A 24,775-nucleotide genomic window follows, 5' to 3' on the forward strand; every position below is an offset into this window, starting at 1 on the left:
GCACGCAACTGCATATCTTTCAGGTAAGGAGGTGATCCAACCGCAGGTTCCCCTACGGTTACCTTGTTACGACTTCACCCCAGTCATGAATCACAAAGTGGTAAGCGCCCTCCCGAAGGTTAAGCTACCTACTTCTTTTGCAACCCACTCCCATGGTGTGACGGGCGGTGTGTACAAGGCCCGGGAACGTATTCACCGTAGCATTCTGATCTACGATTACTAGCGATTCCGACTTCATGGAGTCGAGTTGCAGACTCCAATCCGGACTACGACGTACTTTATGAGGTCCGCATGCTCTCGCGAGGTAGCTTCTCTTTGTATACGCCATTGTAGCACGTGTGTAGCCCTACTCGTAAGGGCCATGATGACTTGACGTCATCCCCACCTTCCTCCGGTTTATCACCGGCAGTCTCCTTTGAGTTCCCACCATTACGTGCTGGCAACAAAGGATAGGGGTTGCGCTCGTTGCGGGACTTAACCCAACATTTCACAACACGAGCTGACGACAGCCATGCAGCACCTGTCTCAGAGCTCCCGAAGGCACTAAAGCATCTCTGCTAAATTCTCTGGATGTCAAGAGTAGGTAAGGTTCTTCGCGTTGCATCGAATTAAACCACATGCTCCACCGCTTGTGCGGGCCCCCGTCAATTCATTTGAGTTTTAACCTTGCGGCCGTACTCCCCAGGCGGTCGACTTAACGCGTTAGCTCCGGAAGCCACTCCTCAAGGGAACAACCTCCAAGTCGACATCGTTTACAGCGTGGACTACCAGGGTATCTAATCCTGTTTGCTCCCCACGCTTTCGCACCTGAGCGTCAGTCTTTGTCCAGGGGGCCGCCTTCGCCACCGGTATTCCTCCACATCTCTACGCATTTCACCGCTACACATGGAATTCTACCCCCCTCTACAAGACTCTAGCTTGCCAGTTTCGGATGCAGTTCCCAGGTTAAGCCCGGGGATTTCACATCCGACTTGACAAACCGCCTGCGTGCGCTTTACGCCCAGTAATTCCGATTAACGCTTGCACCCTCCGTATTACCGCGGCTGCTGGCACGGAGTTAGCCGGTGCTTCTTCTGTGGGTAACGTCAATACATGGTGCTATTAACACCACATCCTTCCTCCCCACTGAAAGTGCTTTACAACCCTAAGGCCTTCTTCACACACGCGGCATGGCTGCATCAGGGTTTCCCCCATTGTGCAATATTCCCCACTGCTGCCTCCCGTAGGAGTCTGGGCCGTGTCTCAGTCCCAGTGTGGCTGGTCATCCTCTCAGACCAGCTAGGGATCGTCGCCTAGGTGAGCCATTACCCCACCTACTAGCTAATCCCATCTGGGTTCATCTGATGGCGCGAGGCCCGAAGGTCCCCCGCTTTGGTCTTGCGACGTTACGCGGTATTAGCTACCGTTTCCAGTAGTTATCCCCCTCCATCAGGCAGATCCCCAGACATTACTCACCCGTCCGCCGCTCGTCACCCAAGGAGCAAGCTCCTCTGTGCTACCGCCCGACTTGCATGTGTTAGGCCTGCCGCCAGCGTTCAATCTGAGCCATGATCAAACTCTTCAATTAAAAGCTTGATGCTCAAAGATTACTTTCAATAATTCAAATGAATTACTGTCTGGTCACTCTTTAAGACTTGGTATTTTTTTGTGTCGTTACACCGAAGTGTAATGACGTGAGATACCGTCTTGTGAGTGCCCACACAGATTGTCTGATAAATTGTTAAAGAGCGATGTTGCGGCGAAAAACTTCCCGCAACACGGGCTGCGTATACTACGCTTTCCCGCGTCAGAGTCAAGTGTTAAATCACAGATTTATGCACGATAACGTCTGAACTGAAGCGGCTGTTGCCGTGTCAGTGGAGGCGCATTATAGGGACTCAGAATCATCTGGCAAGTGCTAATTGATAAAATAATTCTGACTGCTGATTGTTTAGCCAAAACTTAACTTTGTTTGACCTCAATCGGTGACTTTTCCATCCAGGCAAACCATTTGCGCTTTTCCGCAGGTTCTTTTACTGAGTAGCGCTTACTTACCCAATTAGCCACTAAATCCAATGACAGGCAGAAAATGAAATAGACCAGCGCAATAAACAGGAACACTTCAGTTGGATACACCATACTGCGGTTATTAACCTGAGTTGCCAGAAATGTCAGTTCACCAACGCCAACTATATATGCTAACGAGGTGTCTTTAATCAAAGAGATCCATTGATTAATAAATGAAGACACCATCATTCTCAAAGCCTGAGGTAATACGATGTACCATAATACCTGCCAACGATTGAACCCCAATGACATTCCAGCCTGCCATTGACCTGCGCCAATAGCGATAATGCCTGCTTTTACACCGTGGGCTAAATAAGCTGATGAGATCAAAGCCAGCGCGCAAACAACCGAAGTAAGCGCCGGGATATCAATACCAAACAGCATCGGCAACATAAAATAGGCCCAGAAGATCAGCATAATCACTGGAATAGCGCGGAAGAAACCAAGGACAGCAGCAATAACGCCACCAACCCAACCGCGAAACATAGCCAGCGCCACACCAAGAATAACGCCTAAAATCGCGGATATCACACCAGCAATCAAACTGATAATCAGCGTTAATGCCGCACCACCAATAGGCCCATCCGGATAAGCACCCCACAACAGATAATCCAGATTGTCATAAATTACGGTGAAATCCATATCAGCGGCGCTCCTTTGCTAACAAACGATGCTCATACCACATGCCCCAGGCTTCCATCACCGCAATGGCGACGATATACAGCATGGTAGCAACGCCAAAAGCCTGAAACGCTCTTAGGGTTTCGGTCTCTACCTGACGTGAAGCATAGGAAAGTTCCGCCACACCAATCGCCATGGCCAGAGAAGTACTTTTAACAATATTCATGTACTGACCGAGTAACGGGGGGAACGCAATTTTCAGTGCCTGCGGCAAAATCACATAGCGCATTGATTGCCAGCCATTAAGCCCAAGAGCCAGTGCTGCATATTTCTGTCCGGCCTTAACGCCTCGAATTCCCGAACGAATCTCTTCAGCAATAAATGCCGAAAAGTAAACCGTTAATCCGAACAGGGCGGCGATAAACTCAAAAGAAGGCCAGGCCAGCGTGAGCCCAAACAGCGTGATTTCATGAGGTGTGTTTAACCAGGGAATGACTCCGGCAGGCAGCAATTTACCCACACCGAAGTACCAAAAGAATAGCTGTACCAGCAGCGGAGTATTACGAAACAGGGAGCAATAGGCAATCACCGGTAAACGCAAAACGGCCTGTTTGCTGTCTCTGGCTCCGGCAACCACCATACCTAACGCCGTAGCGGCAATAATAGAGACTGCAGACAGCCCTAACGTCAATAAAAAACCATCCCACAACCATCCCAGGTATTCAGGCGCTAATAATAATTTTGTTAATTTTTCATCGAACATAAGCACCAGCTATTTATTACGGTTATCCACTAACCATACTCTATTCCAATTAACGTCGGTATAACCGGCAACCTTTGAATCTCTGTTGAAACAGAAAGCTTCATTCTCTACAAACCAAAACAGGGCACGCCAAAGCATGCCCCGATCTGACAACCCGCAATAAAGTGGGTCTGTTAACTGATTAAGCTTTAGAAGGATCAGGCGTTACCGCACCAAACTTAAATTCTCCGCGCGGCATGGAAGATTTAGTTTCAGGCCCAAACCAGCGGTTATAAATTTTGGTTGCTTCGCCATCTTTCTCCAGCTCCAGCAGCACTTTGTTAACTTCTTCCGTCAGGCGCGTCTCACCTTTAGTGATACCAACACCCTGATACTCTTTAGTGATACTGAATGGTGTAATTTCAAAGTCTGCTTTTACTGCATCAGGCAGATTCGCCAGCAGACCGACTAACTTGGCATCATCCTGAGTAATAGCCTGAACGTTACCATTACGCAGTGCCGTGAAGGCAACCGGGGTATCGTCATAAGAGATAACTTTGGCTGTTGGGTACTTATCCCGCAGAGTGATTTCCTGAACGGTGCCTTTATCGGCCCCGATACGTAACTTAGCAATATCATCTGGCTGTTTTAACACGCCTTTATGAGAAATAAATTTTTGGCCCGTGGCAAAATAAGGCACGCTAAAATCAACTTCTTTAGCACGCTGAGGCGTAATGGTGAAGTTAGCTGCTATCAGATCAACTTTCTTAGATGTCAGCAGAGGAATACGGTTGGCTGGATTAGTCGCTTTCAGCTCAACTTTAACCCCTAATGCTTTACCAATCGCATTCGCGATATCTACGTCATAACCCACAATCTTTTTAGTTTGTGGATCGACATAACCAAACGGAGGGTTACTGTCGAATACGGCAATATTCACCACACCGGCTTTTTTAATATCATCCAGTTGGTCCGCATGGGCTACCGCTGCAGTGCCGGAGAGAGCAGCCAGTATGGTTAATGAAAGTACGCTTTGTTTTAATGTCAATTTCATGGCTGAATCCCGATGTATGTAAAGAAAGAATCGTGTTTGTGTCAGCCAGTTAAATGCAAATCAGAGACGGTGTGAAATAATATAAACGGATTTGATATGTCATTTAGTTATAAGCATTTCTTTTGTAAAAATAGTCGGTTACCGTTCCATTGCTATTTTTCATGGCAATTTGATTAGCTTAAAACATCAACAAACCATCCATTCAGATGTGAATTAAATGTTTAAATAAGATTTTGAGTTAATCTGATTCATTCAATAAAAACACCGCAACACTCATTCATTAACAACGGATAAAATCACCAACCAATCACATAAAATTCAAATAAATAACAATAATTAAACCATATAAAACCAAAGAGAAACTTACTATAATTCATGCCTAATCACCAGATAACTATCTGATTCTAAAAACAAAAAATAACAACATATCATTAACATAACACACATCACAAAATTAAGACTTGTTGAAGTTAATTTTTTAAATGATAATTATTATCAATTTGCTATTAATTATCATTACCAAGTGGCTTTCATGAAAACTCTATCTTCCCAGGAACGCCCGGAAATAAAACGACCGGCGGATCCCGCCTCTCCGTTACCTCAGGTAAGCAGCCAACAGCTGTTAGGGGAATCAGGTATTTTGCTGATTCAGCATCAAGGCCAACAATACCAGTTGCGCATTACCAAAACCGGAAAACTCATTTTAACCAAATAATTCTTAATACATAAAACAGCCAGCCACCCAGACCATCCAGTTAAGTCCAGGCAGCCAGCAACTTTCATTTAAAACATTCATGGAGAGTTGCAGTTATGCTTCGTCTGTCATCTTTAACGATTGCCGTTACCTGTGCGTTGCCGCTATTGGCCAATGCGGAAACTCCGGCCAAAACTACCAATGAAGTCATGACCGTTACCGCAACGGGCAACGACCGCAATGCGTTTGAAGCCCCAATGATGATAACCGTGGTTGATGCTAACGCCCCGGAAAATCTGGCAGCAAACAGCGCCGCCGATCTGGTGCGTTCTATTCCCGGCATTACTATCACAGGTACATCCCGTAGTAACGGGCAAGATATCAACATGCGCGGCTATGATAAACGCGGCGTGTTAACACTGGTAGATGGCATTCGTCAGGGTACCGATACCGGACACCTGAACGGTATTTTTCTTGATCCCGCACTGATTAAACGTGTTGAAGTGGTGCGTGGTCCTGGCGCTCAACTTTATGGCAGCGGTGCATTAGGCGGGGTTATCTCTTTTGAAACCGTTGATGCAAAAGATTTACTGCGCAGTGGCGAAGCCGGTGGCGTTCGACTGTTTACATCCGGCGCTACGCTGGATCACAGCCAGGCCATGGGTTTGACAACATTCGGCAGAACTGACTCTCTTGATGGTGTGTTTTCCGCCAACTTCCGTGATAAAGGCAACCTGCGTTTAAGTAACGGTGAAACAGCACCAAACGATGAGCAAATCGGCTCCTTCCTGGCTAAAGGGAAATGGGCTATCACCGATGCTCAATCCCTGATGGCTAATCTGCGTTACTACAACAACGATGCCAAAGAGCCGAAGAATCCACAAAATCTGAGTGCCGGTAGCACCACTACTGATGTAATGACTAACCGCACCACAGAAAATAAAGATGCCCAACTGGTATACAACCTGAATCCTGCTGATATGGATTGGTTAAACGCCACTACTCGCGTTTACTACTCTGAAACCAATATCGACTCCTCTCCTACCGGCCAGAAAGCTGAAAACCGTAAGCAGAAAACCGAGGGTATCAAGCTGGATAACCGTTCACGTCTGTTCCAGGAAAGTTTTATGCCGAGCCAGCTGACTTACGGCGCTGAAACTTATAAACAAAAACAGACCCCAAGTGGCGCAACTACCAGCTTCCCCGATGCCGAAATTCGTTTTGCTTCAGGCTGGTTACAGGATGAAATTACCCTGCGCGACCTGCCTGTCTCTCTGATTGGTGCTATCCGCTATGACAACTACAAAGCTGAAAGCAGCGGCTATAGTGATATTGATGCCGACCAGTGGTCACCAAAAATTGCTTTGTCCATCTTCCCTACCGAATGGTTAAGCCTGTTTGCTTCTTATGCAGAAGCCTTCCGGGCACCAACCATGGGCGAAATGTATAACGACTCCCTGCACTTCAGCATGGGCCCAACCATGAATAACTACTGGAAGCCTAACCCGAATCTGAAACCAGAAACCAATGCCACTCAGGAAGTCGGTTTTGGGCTGAGATTTGACAACGTTTTGCTTGCTGATGATGACCTGAAATTTAAAGCCAGCTACTTCGGCACTAAGGCTGATGATTACATCTCAACCGCCGTCAATATGCAGATGGGGTATCGCCCAGGCGTTGGCGTGATTTGTTCTCCGTGTGAAACCACATCGGTCAATATCCCTAACGCCAAAATTTGGGGTTGGGATGTGATGATGGATTATCAGAGCCGCTATTTTGATTTAAGCGTGGCTTATAACCGTACCAGCGGTAAAAACGAAGACACCGGCGAATGGTTATCAACCGTCAACCCGGACACGGTTTCTACCCGCCTGAATGTTCCTGTTGGTCATAGCAATGCTTCTGTTGGCTGGATGGGTGTGTTTGCCAATCGTATTAATGATACGCCAACACCACAGCGCGGTTATGCCACTCACGATTTCTATCTTAGCTACAAACCGGAAATCCTTTCCGACAAATTAACCACCAGCGTGGTTATCGCTAATGCCTTCGATAAAGAGTACTACGCGCCTAATGGTGCCCTTCAAGATGGCCGCAATGTGAAGTTATTCGCAAGCTATCAGTTTTAACCACTACCCCCTGTCTACAGGGGGAATATCATTATTCAGGAATAAAAAATGACCACTTCTTTATATCAGAGCTACTTACAGGCAAAACAGCAACACCCAGAAAAGTACGCCAGAGATCTGGCACAGCTGCTCAACATTAGTGAAGCGGAGCTAACTCATTCCCGTGTCGGCCACGATGCCGTTCGCCTGAAAAGTGATATCAAGGCCTTACTGGCCGCACTGGAAAGTGTTGGTGAAACGAAATCAATCACCCGTAACCAACATGCCGTACATGAGCAAGTCGGCAAATATACCAATCAGCATTTAGGCGATCACGCCGGGTTGATTCTGAATCCTTATGCGCTGGACTTACGTCTGTTTCTTGAGCACTGGCTATTTGTCTTTGCTTTAAAGGAAGAGGGTAAACGCGGCACTCGCCACAGCATCCAGTTCTTTGATGAGTATGGCGATGCGCTGCATAAAGTCTATACCACGGAAAATACTGATATGGATGCCTGGCAAAAGGTGATTGATACGTTTATCCAACAGGATAATCCATCACTGAAGCTGGATGCAGTGCAAGCGTCATCTGCCGGGCAGGCGGTCATCGATAACCAAACTATCGACAGTGAATGGCGTGCGATGACAGATGTTCACCAGTTTTTTAAACTGCTGAATAAACATAGCATTACTCGTCAGCAGGCTTTTAATGCAGTTGAAGACGATCTGGCACAGCGGGTAGATAACCAGTCCCTGCGACAAATTCTGCAAATGGCGAAAAACGAAGCTAACGACATTATGGTATTCGTCGGTAACCGAGGCTGTGTGCAGATTTTCACCGGAAAAATTGATCGCGTAGCACCGATTGATGGCTGGATTAATATTTTCAATAAAGAGTTTGTACTGCACCTGATTGAAAACGATATTGTTGAAAGCTGGGTCACCCGTAAACCAACTAAAGATGGTTTTGTTACCAGCCTGGAACTGTTTGCCGCTGACGGTACACAAATTGCCCAACTTTATGGTCAACGCACCGAAGGGCAACCGGAACAGCAAATCTGGCGAACTCAAATAGACACCTTGTTACAACAGACGGTATCTGCATGAAAGGGCTAATCAACCGAGGGCTGATAGCCCTCCTTTCTGTGCTATCACTCAATGCGCTAGCCAGTGAACGCATTGTCAGCATTGGCGGTGATGTAACAGAAATCGTGTATGCGCTACAGGCGCAGTCACAGCTGGTAGGGCGTGATTCAACCAGTACCTATCCGGAAGCGGCAAAGGCACTGCCCGATATTGGCTATATGCGCCAGTTAAACGCTGAAGGGATTCTTTCACTCAAACCCTCATTAGTACTTGCCAGCGACCAGTCGCTACCGGCACTGGCGTTGGAACAGGTTAGTCAGAGTGGGGTAAAGGTTGTCAGCATTCCTGGTAAACCATCGCTGGAAACTGTAACGGATAAAATCCACGCAGTCGCTCAGGCGCTGGGCAAAGAGAAGCAGGGAGAAACGCTGATTGCAGATTACCGGAATCAGTTAGCAGCCCTGCCGAAGAATCCATTGCCATCCAAAGTGTTATTTGTCATGAACTACACCGGCTCAACGCCGATGGCTGCCGGACAAAACACTGCCGCTGACGCTATTATTACCATTGCCGGTGGTACTAATGCCATGCAGGGATTTAACAAATATCGTCCACTTTCTCAGGAAGGCATCATCGCAGCAGCCCCGGACATTCTGTTAATCACCTCGGCGGGATATGCAACGTTTGGCAGTGAAGACAATATTTGGCAATTAGCTGGTATCAGCCAAACCCCAGCAGGAAAGAATAAACGTTTACTGGTGGTAGACGATCTTTCCCTGCTTGGTTTTAGTCTGAAAACGCCGGAAGTGATTGCTGAACTGCGTAAAGCAATGGAACACGCCGGATGAATAGCCGCATTTCACCACGCTACTGGCTGGTGGCAATGTTGATGGCTTTGGTCATCCTGACGCTGTTCGCCGCTAATCTGGGGCCGGTCAAACTTTCGTTTTATACCCTGCTTACCCGATCGGGAGAAGAGGGGAGCTGGCACATCTGGTTGAATATTCGTCTTCCCCGAGTGTTGCTGGCAACCCTTATCGGTGCCGCTTTAGCAGTATCTGGCGCGATCATGCAGGGGCTATTTCGTAACCCACTGGCCGATCCCGGGTTATTGGGTATTAGTACTGGTGCAGCCCTGTGCGTGGCACTGGCGATTTTACTCCCCCTTCCACTAACCGGCGTTCTGAAACTGTATGGGCATACGCTGGCCGCCTTTGGCGGCAGCATTGCCGTTTGCTGTCTACTTTATGCCTTGAGTAAAACCGGTCATGGAAATCTCACTCGTTTATTGCTAACAGGTATTGCACTTAACGCACTGGCCGGGGCGGCCATTGGCGTTATTAGCTATATCAGTGATGACCAACAGCTCCGACAGTTCTCTCTTTGGAGTATGGGCAGTTTAGGCCAGGCTCAATGGTCTACGCTGATCATTGCCGCTTCATTAATTCTACCGGCGATTGCCATCGGCCTGCGTCTGTCGCGGTTGTTAAACATATTACAGTTGGGAGATGAAGAAGCTCACTATCTTGGGGTTAACGTCGAATCGGTAAAGTTAGGTTTATTGATGCTAAGCGCGTTACTGATCGGCACCGCCGTTGCGATGAGCGGGATCATTGGCTTTATCGGGCTGGTGATCCCTCATCTGATCCGTTTACAACTGGGCTCTGACCATCGTTGGCTGTTACCCGGCTCGGTACTGGGAGGGGCTTGCCTTCTGCTGCTGGCCGATACCCTGGCCAGAACGTTGGCATCACCGGCGGAAATTCCGGTTGGTTTGATTACCAGCCTGTTGGGTGGCCCCTATTTTTTATGGCTTATTCTGCGCCAAAGAGAGAGACCCCGTGCTTAAGGCTGAACATCTGAACTATAGCCGGTATAACCGCGATATTATCAAACAGGTTTCACTGACGCTAAACGCCGGTGAACTGGTCGCGATTATTGGCCCCAACGGGGCAGGAAAATCCACCCTGTTACGTATTCTGACCGGATATATCCAACCGGACAGCGGTCACTGCCAGTTGCAAAATCGCCCTTTGCCTCAGTGGCAACATAGAGATCTGGCTGCGGTTCGTGCCGTCATGAACCAGCACAGCGCACTGACATTCCCCTTTAGCGTACAGGAAGTGATCGCTATGGGACGCACACCTTATGGTAATCATCATCAGAATCAACAGGCTATCGATCATGCAATAAACATAACGGAATGCGCGCCACTGCTTAAACGCCAGTACAACCAGCTCTCTGGTGGTGAAAAGCAGCGGATACAGTTAGCCCGATTGTTAGCTCAGCTATGGCATCCAACGCCGGTAGAACGATTGCTGTTTCTTGATGAGCCCACTTCAGCATTAGACCTTTACCATCAGCAGCAAACATTGCGTTTGCTAAAACAGATGACACGTCAGGCCCCGTTCTCCGTTTGTACCGTACTGCATGACCTGAATCTTGCGGCACTGTATGCGGACAGGATTCTGCTGTTGCATCAGGGAAGTATTGTTGCCAGCGGAACGCCGGGGGAAGTGTTAAAAGATGAATTGCTAACGCGCTGGTATCAGGCAGATCTCTGTGTTTACGGGCATCCTGAAAATACTGAAGTGCCCCAAATTTGCTTAAGAAGATAAGCTCACGCCCGATTCAGAAAGCATCAGAACCGGGCGTGAAATAACGGTCGTTTTACTTTTTCGCCAGCAGATTTTCAACTTCATCACCGCTGCGGTGACGGAAATCCTGCCCTTTTACAAAATAGAAAATAAACTCACAAATGTTCTGGCAGCGATCGCCAATACGTTCAATGGAACGGGCACAGGCCAGTGCGGTTAACACACTGGGAATAGAGCGCGGATCTTCCATCATATAGGTCATCAACTGACGGATAATACCTTCATACTCCTGATCGACTTTCTTATCTTCCCGGTAGATACGAACGGCTTCATCAATATCCATACGCGCAAAGGCATCAAGTACGTCATGCAGCATTTGAACCGTATGGCGACCTAAAGATTCCAGGTTTACCAGCAGCGGCTTATGTTGCTGAGAGAACTTTTCCAGTGCCATACGACAAATTTTGTCCGCCACATCGCCAATACGTTCCAGTTCTGAAATAGTTTTGGTGATGGCCATCACTAAACGCAAATCGCTGGCGGTTGGCTGACGTTTGGCAATGATTCGCACGCAGGCTTCATCAATCGACACTTCCATATTGTTAACTTTACGATCGTCTTCAATCACCCGACGGGCCAGCTCTTCATCAGCCTGATGCATAGCGTTTATGGCATCAGTTAGCTGTTGTTCCACCAGCCCTCCCATAACCATAACCTGAGTACGAATATGTTCCAGTTCCGCATTAAACTGGCCGGAAATGTGTTTGCCTAAATTAAGGTTTTCCATGTGGGTTCCCCGTTATCAACCATAGCGGCCAGTAATGTAGTCTTCAGTCTGTTTCTTCTGCGGTGCGGTAAACAGCATATCGGTATTCGAATATTCAATCAGCTCACCCAAATACATAAATGCGGTATGGTCAGAACAGCGAGCCGCCTGTTGCATATTGTGGGTTACGATCACTACGGTATATTCCGATTTTAACTCGCTAATCAGCTCTTCAATACGGCCCGTGGAAATAGGATCGAGCGCCGAACAGGGTTCATCCAGCAACAATACTTCCGGACGAATAGCAATACCACGGGCAATACACAGACGCTGTTGCTGACCACCAGACAGGCTATAGCCACTCTGATTCAATTTATTTTTGGTTTCATCCCACAGCGCTGCTTTAGTTAATGCCCACTGCACTCGCTCATCCATCTCTGCGCGAGGCAGGCGTTCAAACAGGCGCACGCCAAAGGCGATATTGTCATAAATCGACATAGGGAATGGCGTTGGCTTTTGGAACACCATACCAACTTTCGCTCTTAGCAACGCCACATCCTGATTATCTTCAAGGATGTTTTGACCATCTAACAGAATTTGCCCGGTGGCATTCTGTTCCGGATAAAGCTGGTACATTTTATTGAAGGTACGCAGCAGGGTTGATTTACCACAGCCGGATGGCCCAATAAATGCCGTGACCTGATTTTTGGCGATATCCAATGAGATATTCTTTAACGCATGGAATTTGCCGTAATAAAAATTCAGATCCCGTACCTGAATCTTGCTTTCGGTTGAGTTGTTGTCACTCGTCAGATTCATTAAGTCGTCTCTCTAGTGTTTTTTACTGGCAAAAACTACACGCGCCAGAATATTTAATAACAATACGCACAGGGTAATCAGCAATACGCCAGCCCAGGCTAACTGCTGCCACTCAGCAAACGGGCTCATGGCAAATTTGAATATGGTTACCGGCAAGTTGGCAATCGGATGGCTCAGATCGAGGCTCCAGAACTGATTGGACAAGGCGGTAAACAGCAAAGGGGCGGTTTCTCCGGCAATACGAGCGATGGCTAACAGTACACCGGTCACAATACCTGACAAGGAGGCTTTCAGCGTCAGAGACAGGATAATCTTCCACTTTGGTGTTCCCAGTGCATAAGCCGCCTCTCTCAGACTGTCAGGCACCAGCCGTAACATATTCTCAGTGGTACGAATAACGATTGGCACCTGTAATAACGCCAACGCAATAACACCAGCCCAACCGGAAAAACGCTCCATCTGCGTTACCACAATGGTGTAAACGAACAGTCCAACCACGATGGAGGGTGCCGACAGCAAAATGTCGTTAATAAAGCGCACAATGGAAGCAAAGATTGATTTACGACCGTATTCCGCCAGATAGATACCCGCCAAAATCCCCAACGGCGTGCCAATCACCGTTGCCCATAAAATCAACAGGCCGCTACCGGCAAGGGCGTTAGCTAATCCACCACCGGCGGTATTCGGTGGTGGTGTCATTTCGGTGAACAATGCCATCGACATACCGTCGATGCCTTTAGTTATGGTTGAAAACAGAATCCAGATTAACCAAAACAGGCCAAAGGCCATGGCCATCATCGAAATTAATAACGCGATACGGTTTTTTTGACGTCGCCACGCCTGCATACGTTTGCGGCCAGCATCAAAAGAGGCGATTTCAGATTTATCCATCGTGGTCATCTTAGCGCCCCTCATTCTTATTTAATCTGAGAATCATTAATTTAGACAAAGACAGCACAATAAAGGTGATAACAAACAGGATTAATCCCAGCTCCATTAACGCCGCGGTGTGCAGGCCAGATTCTGCTTCAGCAAATTCATTAGCCAGTGCAGAAGTAATACTGTTGCCCGGCATATACAGGGAGAAGCTATCCAGCTGGTAGGTGTTACCAATAATGAAGGTCACCGCCATGGTTTCTCCTAAGGCACGGCCTAACCCCAGCATAATGCCGCCAATTACACCGTTTTTGGTATAAGGCAGCACGATATTGCGAATCACTTCCCAAGTGGTACAACCGATGCCGTAAGCGGACTCTTTTAACAGTGTTGGCGTTTGCTCAAACACATCACGCATTACCGCAGCGATATAAGGAATAATCATGATGGCCAGAATAATACCGGCGGCCAAAATACCGATACCAAATGCCGGGCCAGAAAACAGCGTGCCAATGATAGGGATATTAGCGACCACATCCCCCACCGGCTGTTGAAAATATTCGGCAAACAGCGGAGCGAAAATAAACAGCCCCCACATACCGTAAACAATGCTGGGAATGGCAGCCAACAGTTCAATGGCAATACCCAACGGACGTTTTAACCATTTAGGTGAGAGTTCAGTCAGGAACAGCGCTATACCAAAACTTACCGGTACGGCAATCAGTAGCGCAATAATCGAGGTTACGATAGTGCCATAAATAGGCACCAGCGCACCAAACTCATCGGCTGGTGCATCCCACTCTTTATGCCAGAGGAAACTAATACCGAATTTTTGAATACTGGGCCATGAAGCAATAATCAGAGAGATGATTATGCCGCCCAATAATAAAAGGGTAATCAGCGCTGCCAGTTTAACCAGCGCGCCGAAAATAATATCACCCTGCTTTCCTGGAGCTTTCATTACCGGCTTATGTACCGCCATTGAGTCTCTCTTTCATATTTACGGCCCCCTTCCATATATTGGAAGAGGGCGGGTAGGAATGATTAATAGAGCGCTTTACCGCTGCTATCTTTAACCTGCGTTTTCCAGGCTGCACGAACTTGTTCAACCACTGACTCAGGCAAAACGGCATAATCCAGTTCTGTTGCCAGAGAGCCGCCTTTCTTGTAGCCCCAGTCAAAGAACTTCAGTACTTCAGCACCACGTTTGGCATCTTTCTGAGTTTTATGTACCAGAATAAAAGTGGTTGAAGTAATCGGCCAGACGTCCTTACCTTTCTGGAAAGTCAGGTCCTGAGCAAAAGATTTCGACCAGTCGATACCTTTAGCCGCCGCACTGAACGATTGCTGAGTCGGGCTTACCGCCTCACCATCTGCTGATATCAATTTGGTGTAGGCCAGATTATTTTGCTTGGCATAAGCATATTCAACATAACCAATAGAGCCCGGTAAACGCTGAACAAAGGCTGCGATACCATCATTGCCTTTACCGCCTAAACCTACCGGCCATTTAACGGTAGAACCAACACCAACCTGATCTTTCCAGTTCGCATTCACTTTTGCCAGATAGCTGGTGAACACGAAGGAAGTACCAGAACCATCGGCACGACGTACTACCGCAATATCCTGCTCTGGCAATTTGACGCCCGGATTCAGTTTAGCAATCGCCGGATCGTTCCACTTTTTCACCGTGCCCAGGTAGATATCGCCCAGGGTTTTTCCATCCAGGGTTAATTCCCCTGATTTAATTCCCTGAACATTCACCGCCAGCACCACGCCACCAATCACGGTTGGGAACTGAAACAAATCGTCTTTAGCCAGCTTCTCATCATCCAGAGGAGCATCTGACGCACCAAAATCTACCGTATTAGCATTAATTTGCTTAACGCCACCGGATGAACCAATCCCTTGATAGTTGATGTTATTACCGCTCTCTTTTTGATAGCTATCCGCCCATTTGGCATAGACAGGTGCAGGGAATGTAGCGCCGGCACCGGTAATATTCTCTGCCGCAAATGCTGACAGAGTCGTCAGAGAAACGGCTGTTGCAATACTATAAGCAATCGTTGTACGTATCAGTTTCATCATTCCTCCTAAAGGAATTTATTGGCTCTGTATCGTTAATAATCAGACTGGTGATGAGTACAAGCGCAAAGATAAGACCGTTTAGTGACAGTATAATGTCAATCAGGTTACAGTTTTATGACAGTGAGGATTTTTGATTTAACTTAATGATATTTTTAATAAATATAATTATTACTTTGACCTGAATAAGTGAGGGGTTTAATTATAATCGAAAGCAAGAGGTATCGTCGTCACTCACCCTATTATCTCCTCCTCTATTATTTCTTTTGGGGGGAATTCAATTAATTAAAACAATGCCAAACTGAATAAAAGATAATCATGGGATTAACCTTATGAAAAAACTACCTCTGCTGTTTTTGCTGTTTCCCGGGCTGGTGCACGCTGCCTGGACGGCATCCGGAATACCTGCGTTTAAAGAGCAAAGTCCAGGCTTGTTTATCAGTGAAACCAAGCTTGCAAAAGGCTCGCTACCATTAAATCTCAAATCAGAACAAGCGTGCTGGCAGCCTGCAGAATCAATTAAACTTAATCAGGCGCTTTCACTGAAACCATGTGAAGGAGAGCCCCCTGTCTGGCGCATATTTCGTGAAGGCGAGTATCACGTACAGATAGACACTCGCAGCGGTACCCCGACACTGATGCTGAGCGTCAATAACGAGGCGCAAACAGCACCAGCTGAGATTGCCCGCCAGTGCCCGAAATGGGACGGTAAACCGCTAACGATAGACGTCAGCAAAACTTTCGCCGAAGGCAGTGAAGTCCGTGATTTCTACAGCGGTTCAACCGCAACGGTCAAACAAGGCCAAATCACCCTGATGCCTGCGGCGAGCAGCAATGGCCTGTTACTTTTGGAACCCGCCACCACTCAACAGGTTTCAATGTTTAACTGGCATAACGCAACGGTCTACTTTGTTCTGACCGACCGTTTTGTCAATGGCGATCCGAAAAACGATAACAGCTATGGCCGCCATAAAGATGGCATGCAAGAAATCGGCACATTCCACGGTGGTGACCTGGCTGGTTTAACGCAAAAACTCGATTATCTACAGCAATTGGGTGTGAACGTGTTATGGATTAGCTCTCCACTGGAACAAATTCACGGCTGGGTTGGCGGCGGTACAAAAGGGGATTTCCCGCATTATGCCTACCACGGCTACTACACCATGGACTGGACAACACTCGACGCCAATATGGGTACTGAGGATGAGTTGCGCACATTGGTGGATGAAGCCCACAAACGCGGTATCCGTATTTTGTTCGACATCGTAATGAACCATACTGGTTACGCAACGCTTGCCGATATGCAAGAATATCAGTTTGGTGCACTTTATCTTCAAGGCGACGAGCTGACTAAAACACTCGGTAAGCACTGGAGTGACTGGAAGCCAGGCCCGGGCCAAAGTTGGCACTCCTTTAATGATTACATCAACTTCAATGACAATACAGCCTGGCAAAACTGGTGGGGTAAAAACTGGATTCGTACCGATATTGGCAATTACGATACGCCAGGTTTTGATGACTTAACCATGTCATTGGCTTTCCTGCCAGATTTAAAAACAGAAAACCCCCAACCTGCAGGCTTACCCGTTTTTTACCGTCATAAACCCGATACCCATGCCAAAGAAATAGCCGGTTACACCGTGCGAAATTATCTGACTCACTGGCTCAGCCAATGGGTGCGTGATTACGGTATCGACGGCTTCCGGGTAGATACTGCCAAACACGTTGAAAAAATAAGCTGGCAACAGTTGAAAACACAATCTGTTGCTGCGCTGGCCGAATGGAAAAAAGCCAATCCAGACAAAAAATTGGATGATGCACCGTTCTGGATGACCGGGGAAGCCTGGGGCCACGGCGTGATGAAAAGCGACTATTACCACAGCGGCTTTGACGCAATGATCAATTTTGATTATCAGGAGCAGGCGGCAAAATCAGTGGATTGCCTCGCGAACATAGACCTCACCTGGCAGCAAATGGCGACTAAACTGCAGGATTTTAACGTTCTTAGCTACCTTTCTTCCCATGATACTCGCCTGTTTCGCGAAGGAGGCCAGCGTGCGGCAGAATTACTGTTGCTGACTCCGGGTACAGTACAAATTTTCTACGGTGATGAAACGGAGCGCCCGTTTGGCCCGACCGGTTCCGACCCGCTTCAGGGGACACGTTCAGACATGAACTGGGGGCAAAATATCGCCACGCTCACTCACTGGCAGAAAATCAGCCAATTCCGTGCTCGTCATCCGGCAATCGGAGCAGGTAAACAAAACACCTTGAACATGAAACAAGGTTACGGCTTTAGTCGTGAATACGCAGAGGACAAAGTGATGGTTGTCTGGGCGGGGAACCAGTAATTTAGAATGGATGGCATACAACACCTGTAACTTGTCTGACGGCTGCGTTGATTTAACCATAAAAAAATCCGGTATGCTTTTTGAACAGCATACCGGATTGACTTCGTTTATAACGCTATTGCCCTATAGAGATCGTTGTTGTTGGTCCACAGGGCTTACTATTAATTACTCTACGGTCACCGACTTCGCCAGATTTCGTGGCTGGTCAACGTCAGTCCCTTTAATCAACGCAACGTGATAAGAGAGTAACTGTAGCGGAATAGTATAAAAAATTGGCGCCACCAGCTCTTCGACGTAAGGCAGTGGAATAATGGTCATGCCTTCTGTATCACTGAATCCGGCATCTTCTGCCGCAAACACATACAGCTGACCACCACGAGCACGAACCTCTTCAATATTCGACTTCAGTTTTTCCAGCAGTTCGTTATTCGGTGCAACCACAATTACCGGCATATCCGCATCAATCAGCGCCAGAGGACCGTGTTTTAACTCACCCGCTGCATAAGCTTCCGCATGGATATAAGAGATCTCTTTCAGCTTCAGTGCGCCTTCCATTGCAATTGGGTACTGATCGCCACGACCAAGGAACAGGGCATGATGCTTCTCTGAGAAACCTTCTGCCAGCGTTTCAATGGCTTTATCCAGAGACAGAAGCTGATCGATACGGTTAGGCAGCGCCTGAAGAGCATGAACGATATCGCGCTCCGCTGTTTCTGACATACCGTGTAAACGACCTAAACGGGCAACCAGCATCAATAATACGGTTAACTGAGTGGTGAAGGCCTTGGTTGAAGCTACGCCAATTTCAGCACCAGCACGGGTCATCAGTGCAATATCTGATTCACGAACCAGTGATGAACCGCTAACGTTACAGATAGCCAGAGAACCCAGATAGCCCAGCTCTTTTGACAAGCGTAACGCAGCCAGAGAATCGGCGGTTTCACCGGACTGGGACAACGTCAGTAGCAGGCTGCCTTTACGCACAGCCGGTTTGCGATAGCGGAATTCTGAAGCGATTTCGATATCACAAGGTACGCCGGCAATGGCTTCAAACCAGTAGCGGGCAACCATTCCTGAATGGTAAGAAGTACCACAGGCGACGATTTGAATATGCTCAACCTTCTCTAACAGCGCAGTCGCTGATGGGCCAAGCTCTTCCAGATTGACCAGACCGTGGCTGATACGCCCTTCAAGGGTGTTTTTTATGGCCAGCGGCTGTTCATAAATCTCTTTTTGCATGTAATGACGGTAAATACCTTTATCACCGGCATCATATTGACTGGTTGATTCAATGGATGGACGCTCCACCAGCGTTCCCGCTTTATCAAAGATGGTTACGGAACGACGGGTAACTTCTGCAACATCGCCCTCTTCCATATAGATAAAGCGACGGGTAACCGGCAGCAGCGCTAACTGGTCAGAGGCAATGAAGTTTTCCCCCAAACCTAAGCCAATCACCATTGGGCTGCCTGAACGGGCGGCAACCAGAACATCCGGATTACGACGATCGATAATCACCGTGCCATAAGCACCACGCAGTACTTTTAGTACGCGCTGTACTGCTTCCAGCAGGCTGAGTTCACTGTTGTTTTTCAGCTCTTCATGCACCAAATGGGCAATAACTTCGGTATCTGTCTCAGACGTAAAGACATAACCTTTAGCTCTCAGCTCATCGCGCAGAGGCTCATAGTTTTCAATAATGCCGTTATGTACTACGGCAATAAAACCGGATTCGTGAGGGTGGGCGTTAGTTTCTGAAGGCTCACCATGAGTAGCCCAACGGGTATGTGCAATACCAGTACCGCCAGACAGTGGATATTCATCCACGGCGTCACTCAGCATTTTCACTTTACCCAAACGGCGAACGCGCTGTAAGTTGTGGGCTTCATCAATAACCGCCAGGCCCGCAGAATCATACCCGCGGTATTCCAGACGACGTAAACCTTCTAACAATATTTCTGCTACATCTCGTTGTGCTACTGCACCAACAATTCCACACATCGTTTATATTCCTGATTTAAGAACCGGAGGATATCCGGGTTCTGCGATGCCCTTGACTTTTTTTTGCCGGTTTTTCCGGCCTCCCCGAGCCTGTAGAGTTGGGGATTATTATGTTTTGCTATCGTCTCTCTGGTTGCTGCATCAAAAAACCATAGCAAAACAGTTAATGGCTATGGAGCGGTGTTAAACACCGCTCCATGACTTATTGAGTTATTTCTTTTTCTCTGGTCTTTTCCAACCTGAAATCTGACGCTGTCTGACCCGGCTAATCACCAGCTCATTTTCACCTACGTCCTGAGTGACCGTGGTACCAGCACCAATGGTGGCACCTTTAGCAACGGTAACCGGTGCAACCAGTTGGGTATCAGAGCCAACAAACACATCATCACCAATGATGGTTTTAAACTTATTCGCACCATCGTAGTTACAGGTAATAGTACCGGCACCGATATTAACTCGATCGCCAATATCCGCATCCCCAAGATAAGAGAGATGACCAGCTTTAGAACCTTTACCCAAACGCGCTTTCTTCATCTCTACGAAGTTACCCACGTGGGCTTCATCTTCAAGCTGCGCTCCGGGGCGTAAGCGAGAGAATGGACCCACAGTACAGCCAACGCCCATCTCGGAATCTTCAATAACACTATAAGGGCTTATCACGCTGTCATTACCAATAACGCAGTTTTTCAGCACACAGCCGCTTTCAATGCGAACACGATCCCCAAGCACTACGCGGCCTTCAATAATGACGTTAGTATCAATCACCACATCACGACCATGAATCAGTTCACCGCGTAAATCAAAACGGGAAGGGTCGTTTAGCATCACACCCGCCAGTAGTAAGCGGTCTGCCTGTTCTGCCTGATAGACGCGCTCCAGACGAGACAGTTGCAGGCGGTTGTTTACCCCTTCAACTTCACTCAGGCGGGATGGATGTACCGCTTCAATACGGTTGCCTTCTTCATATGCCAGTGCAATTACATCGGTGATGTAATATTCACCCTGTGCATTGTTATTATTCAGTTTGCCTAACCAGCGCTTTAAATCTTTACCGCTAGCAACCAGAATACCGGTGTTTATCTCATTGATTTTATGCTGCTCTTCGCTGGCATCTTTGTGTTCAACAATACTCACGACCTGACCATCTTTACGGACTATACGACCATATCCGGTAGGGTCATCCAGCTTAACGGTCAGCAGACCAATGCCGCCAACCGGCTTGGCAGCCACTAAACGACGCAGAGTATCTTCTGAAATGAGTGGCACATCGCCATACAGCATCAGGATATTTTCATCATCAGCAAAATAAGGCGCAGCCTGCTGCATAGCATGACCTGTACCCAACTGCTCTGCCTGTAATACCCAGTTAATTGGCTGATCGGAAAGCGTTTTCTTTAGCAGGTCTCCACCGTGTCCGTAAACCAAATGAACCTGTTGGGCACCCAGTTTAGATGCGGTATCAATGACATGCTGTACCATTGGCTTACCGGCTAAAAGATGCAGTACCTTTGGAAGATCTGAATACATACGCGTACCCTTGCCAGCGGCAAGAATCGCTACGCTAAGTTGAGACATTGACATAAACAACCTGCTAAAAAATTGATTGGCGAAAGTAAACCTGTTTAGTAACAAAAATGCTACTTATTTTTCATCAAAAAATGCCAACAAACCTTGTGGCACAAGGGTTGATGAAAAATACAGCTTTACCAGAAAATAGCTGAAAAACTGTCGGCATTCGGAGACAGATTTTCGGCTGCTATGGGTGAATAATAACGCGTTACTCCCCGCGATAAACCACTTTTTTTTCAACGCGTATCAAGATAGTTAAAAAGTAAAAAAAAGATGAATTAGTCGATTATAGGTAAAGTAACAGGGGTGTATGAGTGGTGGAGGTATCAGGTAAATCCAATAAGTCAGCCCTTGTGAATATTCCGGCCGTAAAAATATGGTGCTTGTATCTGCACTGAGAACGGTCGATAAACCATCTGTTCCCAGCTATGGAGCACATTGAGCCAGGCCAGGTTAAGGGCAGTTATGAAACACCTTGCGGTGTTTCACCCTGCGGGCCAGCGCGAGCGCTGTTCAAACAGGCTTTGCCTGTTTGTCGTTGGCTTACGCCAAGTCGACCCCAACACCCGTCCCTCCCAACGATTAGCATATTTTAAGGTATCGAACTGAATTATTTGGTCTTATCATCAATATCCGCCTTTTTGATACTTTTCTCTTTCTACCGCTAAATCAAAAGCCAAAGACCGTAAGTTTGGCGTATGGTTGATTAATGCCCGATGGGTTCTGGCTTTGCTGATATAGACAAAACTCTCACCCCAGGGTTGATGATAAGCATCACGAATAACAGGTCCGCAGCGTTGAGACAATAAACCGCTTAGTGGCAGGTGATCGTCCCCCTGTTCCAGCACTTGTGAAGCCAGCTGTGGGACGTCACGCTGAATAGTTTTGGTTTCAAAGTACCAACGATGTCCATCATAGACGGCGGCTTTTACTGCCGTATTGTTATCGCTTAAAAACCACACCTGAGGAATCGCTTGCTCCAGCGTTGAAACGCCTTCAATGCTGACCGCCAGTTCGCGGGCTTTTTTCAAGTTTAGGCCAAGATGTTCTCTGGCACGCTGACAAACCGGGGATATATCAACCCCTGATGCCCGATAAGGCCCCATGCGGTATTCCTGCCAGCATTCGGTGCTATAAATATCAAAATCGGTTAAAGGCTTACCCTGAATATCCACAACCGTTGGCCGGGAAGGCAACAACTGATAGGCACTGGGGTAACTGGTCACATCATCGGCAGAAAAGCCGTGGAACAGGCGGGTTCCCGGATAATAACCGGTCTCCATCATTGATAGCGCATGAAAAGTCCCCTGCCATGGTGGACCAAAAGCATACCATTTAGCTATCATCTCGCGATTTTCACTGGTGGTTGTTCGCAGCCAGTAACGAATAGCCAGATTGGCTATCGATTGTCCCATCAGGATAATTTTCTGATCGTCACCAAATCGGGCTCTTAACCGTGCAAACTCCGCATCCAGCCGCCCGGCCAGTGAACAAAGGTCAGCTCGCCAGTCATGAGCCATAAAGAACAGATCCTGCCCCTCTTTATAGCCCAATCCTGCCTGCAACACCTGCTTTAGCTCTGCGGTAACCAGAGTATGCACCAACCCTGGAACAATGGTGAACTCATGCAGATGTTCATTAGCAAATACTCTGGTGCGATGGGCTTCACTGTCCTCATATTCATAACCGGCATAATGTGGTTTATGGAAAAAGACTCCACGATAATCACCCCAAATCTGTGCCTGTTCCTGACGATCATACAGCTTTGAACCTAAAATGCCGGACAGATAAATCACCGGTAGGTTTTTTCCTTCGCCACCAAGCCCGGCCTTACGTAGCTGATAAGCAATAGACTGCGACCGGGCATAAGAGTATCCCCAATTGAGCGGCATATCAGCGCCCCCGAATTGGCAAAAAGTTTAATGGGACATCTTCGCTGGCAAGGTGAGTTTGTTCAGCGCCGGTAACCGGGAAGTGCGCTCTATCGTACACTTCAAATACCTGTAATTTGTTTTCTGTCGGATGATAAAGACGAATGCCTTCCGCCCTTTCATCGCTTTTAGACAACATAAAGCGAATACAGCCGTTAGTACCAATTTCTCCCACCGGTTGGCCCGATGCTGAAATAAACTGATAAAACAGTGTCGACTCTTGCTGCTGTTCTACATGACAAGCCTGTATTGGCCCACGGAACATATGAGTAGTGCTAACAAAGTTTTCCGGAATTTGATGAGTAACCGATTCAGACACTGAATCTTTCCATGGAAGCTGGATCGGTGAAGTTTTTCCACACTGAGGGCAACAGCCATTTTGCAGAAACGATCGGGCAATCAAACCATTGCGTTGAACCCATAAAGCCTGACAGTCCGGGCAGTAAGAGTTAGTGCTGGTGGTATTGTAGGCATTGCCCAAATAGACATAACGCATACCGTCAGCCATTGCCTGAAGGCGAGCCTGCTCAAGGAAAGGTACTGAGGTACGTTCAACCTGGGTATAACGAAAATCCGGGTGGAAGCGCACATAATGGAGAGGAATTTCAGCATCCAGATTATTTAACATCCAGTCAGAGACCTTGCGGCTTTCCGTTAAATTGTCATTTCGTCCGGTAACGCAAAGGTTGGAAACCTCCAGATGAGGGCCATTACCTCCCTGTCTTGCTGCATAAACCTGCTTGATACCATCCAGTATCGGCTGTAGACGACCGGCGGTATGCTTACGGTAAAAACTATCCTACATTGATTTAAGAGAAATACTGAAGATATCCATCACTTCCAGCAGTTCATCAATGCCTTTTTCACCAATATAGAAGGCACTCTTATACAGATTTTTTAACCCATGCTGACGCGCCAGTCTGGCGGTATCCATCACAAACTCATGCCAGACAATAGGGTCATTATAAGTCCATGAAAGCACTTTGATATTATGCTTAAGGGCATAATTAACCACATCTTCCGGGCTGTAGTACATCACGTGGCTATCTTGTACGTAACGTGCCTGACTGGTAGTCCAGTTTTGGCAGAAATCACAGCGCAGCATACAACCAATATTGCCCAATGAAAGAATCTGCTCTCCCGGCGCATAGTGATAAACCGCTTCGGTCTCAATGCACTCCTGAGTCATGGGTACCGATTTACCGTAGTTAAGCGTGACCAATGACCCATTTTCATTGCGGCGCATACGGCAGGTTCCCGATCGCCCTTCGCTAATTTTGCATTCCCTCGGACACAGCTCACACTGCACCCGATTTTCTGGCAAAGGCCGCCATAAACGGGCAGGATGCCCACTTTTTTGCCACTCTTTTAAACCAGCCATACAATAATCCCTCTGATTGACACGACATACCGGCTAAACCAATTGCCG

The 24,775-nt window shown here is 47.5% G+C and carries 20 protein-coding genes and 1 rRNA gene; 7 read left to right on the forward strand and 14 right to left on the reverse strand.

What is annotated here, in order from left to right; all coding sequences use genetic code 11:
* Nucleotides 1-24: 24 nt before the first annotated feature.
* The 4 genes from EKN56_RS20230 to EKN56_RS20245 all read right to left on the reverse strand — a co-directional run bounded on the left by EKN56_RS20230 (nucleotide 25) and on the right by EKN56_RS20245 (nucleotide 4,463).
* A 16S ribosomal RNA gene (locus EKN56_RS20230) occupies nucleotides 25-1,567 on the reverse strand.
* Between the two features lie 374 nt (nucleotides 1,568-1,941).
* Nucleotides 1,942-2,688, reverse strand: a complete 747-nt coding sequence (locus tag EKN56_RS20235) for an amino acid ABC transporter permease (RefSeq protein ID WP_130593442.1) — start codon at nucleotides 2,686-2,688, stop codon at nucleotides 1,942-1,944.
* 1 nt (nucleotide 2,689) lies between these two features.
* Nucleotides 2,690-3,430: an amino acid ABC transporter permease gene (locus EKN56_RS20240; RefSeq protein WP_130593443.1), complete on the reverse strand. Its 741-nt coding sequence runs from the start codon at nucleotides 3,428-3,430 to the stop codon at nucleotides 2,690-2,692.
* A gap of 181 nt (nucleotides 3,431-3,611) precedes the next feature.
* Nucleotides 3,612-4,463, reverse strand: a complete 852-nt coding sequence (locus EKN56_RS20245) for an ABC transporter substrate-binding protein (RefSeq protein WP_130593444.1) — start codon at nucleotides 4,461-4,463, stop codon at nucleotides 3,612-3,614.
* A 532-nt stretch (nucleotides 4,464-4,995) separates the two neighbouring features.
* Between EKN56_RS20245 and hemP the strand changes: the two genes are divergently transcribed.
* The 6 genes from hemP (at nucleotide 4,996) to EKN56_RS20275 (ending at nucleotide 10,969) form a co-directional block, all read left to right on the forward strand.
* The gene (gene hemP, locus EKN56_RS20250) at nucleotides 4,996-5,178 is read left to right on the forward strand and encodes a hemin uptake protein HemP (RefSeq protein WP_130593445.1); all 183 of its coding nucleotides are present in this window, start codon (nucleotides 4,996-4,998) and stop codon (nucleotides 5,176-5,178) included.
* 95 nt (nucleotides 5,179-5,273) lie between these two features.
* Nucleotides 5,274-7,286, forward strand: a complete 2,013-nt coding sequence (locus EKN56_RS20255) for a TonB-dependent hemoglobin/transferrin/lactoferrin family receptor (RefSeq protein ID WP_130593446.1) — start codon at nucleotides 5,274-5,276, stop codon at nucleotides 7,284-7,286.
* Between the two features lie 48 nt (nucleotides 7,287-7,334).
* The gene (locus tag EKN56_RS20260) at nucleotides 7,335-8,372 is read left to right on the forward strand and encodes a hemin-degrading factor (RefSeq protein WP_130593447.1); all 1,038 of its coding nucleotides are present in this window, start codon (nucleotides 7,335-7,337) and stop codon (nucleotides 8,370-8,372) included.
* Nucleotides 8,369-9,199 (forward strand): heme/hemin ABC transporter substrate-binding protein, encoded by an 831-nt coding sequence (locus EKN56_RS20265; protein WP_130593448.1) that lies wholly within the window; start codon nucleotides 8,369-8,371, stop codon nucleotides 9,197-9,199. Before EKN56_RS20260 ends, EKN56_RS20265 begins: the two co-directional genes overlap by 4 nt.
* The gene (locus EKN56_RS20270) at nucleotides 9,196-10,200 is read left to right on the forward strand and encodes a FecCD family ABC transporter permease (protein ID WP_130593449.1); all 1,005 of its coding nucleotides are present in this window, start codon (nucleotides 9,196-9,198) and stop codon (nucleotides 10,198-10,200) included. The genes EKN56_RS20265 and EKN56_RS20270 overlap by 4 nt, the downstream gene beginning before the upstream one ends.
* On the forward strand, nucleotides 10,145-10,969 hold the full coding sequence (locus EKN56_RS20275; protein WP_407656502.1) for a heme ABC transporter ATP-binding protein: 825 nt from the start codon (nucleotides 10,145-10,147) through the stop codon (nucleotides 10,967-10,969). The genes EKN56_RS20270 and EKN56_RS20275 overlap by 56 nt, the downstream gene beginning before the upstream one ends.
* A 52-nt stretch (nucleotides 10,970-11,021) precedes the next feature.
* On the opposite strand, the gene phoU is transcribed toward EKN56_RS20275, so the two are convergent.
* From phoU to pstS, 5 genes are all read right to left on the reverse strand, one after another.
* Complete coding sequence (phoU, locus tag EKN56_RS20280; RefSeq protein WP_130593451.1) at nucleotides 11,022-11,735, reverse strand: phosphate signaling complex protein PhoU; 714 nt, start codon at nucleotides 11,733-11,735, stop codon at nucleotides 11,022-11,024.
* 15 nt (nucleotides 11,736-11,750) lie between these two features.
* Nucleotides 11,751-12,533 carry a phosphate ABC transporter ATP-binding protein PstB gene (gene pstB / locus EKN56_RS20285; protein ID WP_130593452.1) on the reverse strand — a complete coding sequence of 261 codons (783 nt, stop codon included), beginning with the start codon at nucleotides 12,531-12,533 and terminating at the stop codon, nucleotides 11,751-11,753.
* Between the two features lie 12 nt (nucleotides 12,534-12,545).
* Nucleotides 12,546-13,433, reverse strand: coding sequence for a phosphate ABC transporter permease PstA (gene pstA / locus EKN56_RS20290; RefSeq protein WP_130593453.1), 888 nt, complete (start codon nucleotides 13,431-13,433; stop codon nucleotides 12,546-12,548).
* Between the two features lies 1 nt (nucleotide 13,434).
* Nucleotides 13,435-14,391, reverse strand: a complete 957-nt coding sequence (gene pstC, locus EKN56_RS20295; RefSeq protein ID WP_130593454.1) for a phosphate ABC transporter permease PstC — start codon at nucleotides 14,389-14,391, stop codon at nucleotides 13,435-13,437.
* A 62-nt stretch (nucleotides 14,392-14,453) separates the two neighbouring features.
* Nucleotides 14,454-15,494 (reverse strand): phosphate ABC transporter substrate-binding protein PstS, encoded by a 1,041-nt coding sequence (gene pstS, locus EKN56_RS20300; protein ID WP_130593794.1) that lies wholly within the window; start codon nucleotides 15,492-15,494, stop codon nucleotides 14,454-14,456.
* Nucleotides 15,495-15,826: 332 nt separating this feature from the next.
* Between pstS and EKN56_RS20305 the strand changes: the two genes are divergently transcribed.
* A complete protein-coding gene (locus tag EKN56_RS20305; RefSeq protein WP_130593455.1) occupies nucleotides 15,827-17,845 on the forward strand; it encodes an alpha-amylase in 2,019 nt (672 codons plus the stop codon).
* 165 nt (nucleotides 17,846-18,010) lie between these two features.
* Here EKN56_RS20305 and glmS read toward each other — a convergent pair whose 3' ends face one another.
* From glmS to EKN56_RS21410, 5 genes are all read right to left on the reverse strand, one after another.
* Complete coding sequence (gene glmS, locus EKN56_RS20310) at nucleotides 18,011-19,846, reverse strand: glutamine--fructose-6-phosphate transaminase (isomerizing) (RefSeq protein WP_130593456.1); 1,836 nt, start codon at nucleotides 19,844-19,846, stop codon at nucleotides 18,011-18,013.
* Between the two features lie 210 nt (nucleotides 19,847-20,056).
* Complete coding sequence (gene glmU, locus EKN56_RS20315) at nucleotides 20,057-21,427, reverse strand: bifunctional UDP-N-acetylglucosamine diphosphorylase/glucosamine-1-phosphate N-acetyltransferase GlmU (protein WP_130593457.1); 1,371 nt, start codon at nucleotides 21,425-21,427, stop codon at nucleotides 20,057-20,059.
* A 614-nt stretch (nucleotides 21,428-22,041) separates the two neighbouring features.
* A complete protein-coding gene (locus tag EKN56_RS20320; RefSeq protein ID WP_130593458.1) occupies nucleotides 22,042-23,307 on the reverse strand; it encodes a lipase/acyltransferase domain-containing protein in 1,266 nt (421 codons plus the stop codon).
* Nucleotide 23,308: 1 nt separating this feature from the next.
* Complete coding sequence (locus tag EKN56_RS21405; protein ID WP_246019904.1) at nucleotides 23,309-23,974, reverse strand: hypothetical protein; 666 nt, start codon at nucleotides 23,972-23,974, stop codon at nucleotides 23,309-23,311.
* A 171-nt stretch (nucleotides 23,975-24,145) separates the two neighbouring features.
* Nucleotides 24,146-24,727 carry a radical SAM protein gene (locus tag EKN56_RS21410; protein WP_246019906.1) on the reverse strand — a complete coding sequence of 194 codons (582 nt, stop codon included), beginning with the start codon at nucleotides 24,725-24,727 and terminating at the stop codon, nucleotides 24,146-24,148.
* Nucleotides 24,728-24,775: the final 48 nt, after the last annotated feature.

The sequence above is a fragment of the Limnobaculum zhutongyuii genome (assembly GCF_004295645.1).
GTDB lineage: Bacteria > Pseudomonadota > Gammaproteobacteria > Enterobacterales > Enterobacteriaceae > Limnobaculum > Limnobaculum zhutongyuii.

Excerpts from the sequence above, each read along its gene's own strand:
- EKN56_RS20235 (WP_130593442.1), bottom strand. The coding sequence starts at position 2,688 with ATGGATTTCACCGTAATTTATGACAATCTGGATTATCTGTTGTGGGGT.
- EKN56_RS20240 (WP_130593443.1), bottom strand. The coding sequence starts at position 3,430 with ATGTTCGATGAAAAATTAACAAAATTATTATTAGCGCCTGAATACCTG.
- EKN56_RS20245 (WP_130593444.1), bottom strand. The coding sequence starts at position 4,463 with ATGAAATTGACATTAAAACAAAGCGTACTTTCATTAACCATACTGGCT.
- hemP (WP_130593445.1), top strand. The coding sequence starts at position 4,996 with ATGAAAACTCTATCTTCCCAGGAACGCCCGGAAATAAAACGACCGGCG.
- EKN56_RS20255 (WP_130593446.1), top strand. The coding sequence starts at position 5,274 with ATGCTTCGTCTGTCATCTTTAACGATTGCCGTTACCTGTGCGTTGCCG.
- EKN56_RS20260 (WP_130593447.1), top strand. The coding sequence starts at position 7,335 with ATGACCACTTCTTTATATCAGAGCTACTTACAGGCAAAACAGCAACAC.
- EKN56_RS20265 (WP_130593448.1), top strand. The coding sequence starts at position 8,369 with ATGAAAGGGCTAATCAACCGAGGGCTGATAGCCCTCCTTTCTGTGCTA.
- EKN56_RS20270 (WP_130593449.1), top strand. The coding sequence starts at position 9,196 with ATGAATAGCCGCATTTCACCACGCTACTGGCTGGTGGCAATGTTGATG.
- phoU (WP_130593451.1), bottom strand. The coding sequence starts at position 11,735 with ATGGAAAACCTTAATTTAGGCAAACACATTTCCGGCCAGTTTAATGCG.
- pstB (WP_130593452.1), bottom strand. The coding sequence starts at position 12,533 with ATGAATCTGACGAGTGACAACAACTCAACCGAAAGCAAGATTCAGGTA.
- pstA (WP_130593453.1), bottom strand. The coding sequence starts at position 13,433 with ATGACCACGATGGATAAATCTGAAATCGCCTCTTTTGATGCTGGCCGC.
- pstC (WP_130593454.1), bottom strand. The coding sequence starts at position 14,391 with ATGGCGGTACATAAGCCGGTAATGAAAGCTCCAGGAAAGCAGGGTGAT.
- pstS (WP_130593794.1), bottom strand. The coding sequence starts at position 15,494 with ATGAAACTGATACGTACAACGATTGCTTATAGTATTGCAACAGCCGTT.
- EKN56_RS20305 (WP_130593455.1), top strand. The coding sequence starts at position 15,827 with ATGAAAAAACTACCTCTGCTGTTTTTGCTGTTTCCCGGGCTGGTGCAC.
- glmS (WP_130593456.1), bottom strand. The coding sequence starts at position 19,846 with ATGTGTGGAATTGTTGGTGCAGTAGCACAACGAGATGTAGCAGAAATA.
- glmU (WP_130593457.1), bottom strand. The coding sequence starts at position 21,427 with ATGTCAATGTCTCAACTTAGCGTAGCGATTCTTGCCGCTGGCAAGGGT.
- EKN56_RS20320 (WP_130593458.1), bottom strand. The coding sequence starts at position 23,307 with ATGCCGCTCAATTGGGGATACTCTTATGCCCGGTCGCAGTCTATTGCT.
- EKN56_RS21405 (WP_246019904.1), bottom strand. The coding sequence starts at position 23,974 with ATGTTAAATAATCTGGATGCTGAAATTCCTCTCCATTATGTGCGCTTC.
- EKN56_RS21410 (WP_246019906.1), bottom strand. The coding sequence starts at position 24,727 with ATGGCTGGTTTAAAAGAGTGGCAAAAAAGTGGGCATCCTGCCCGTTTA.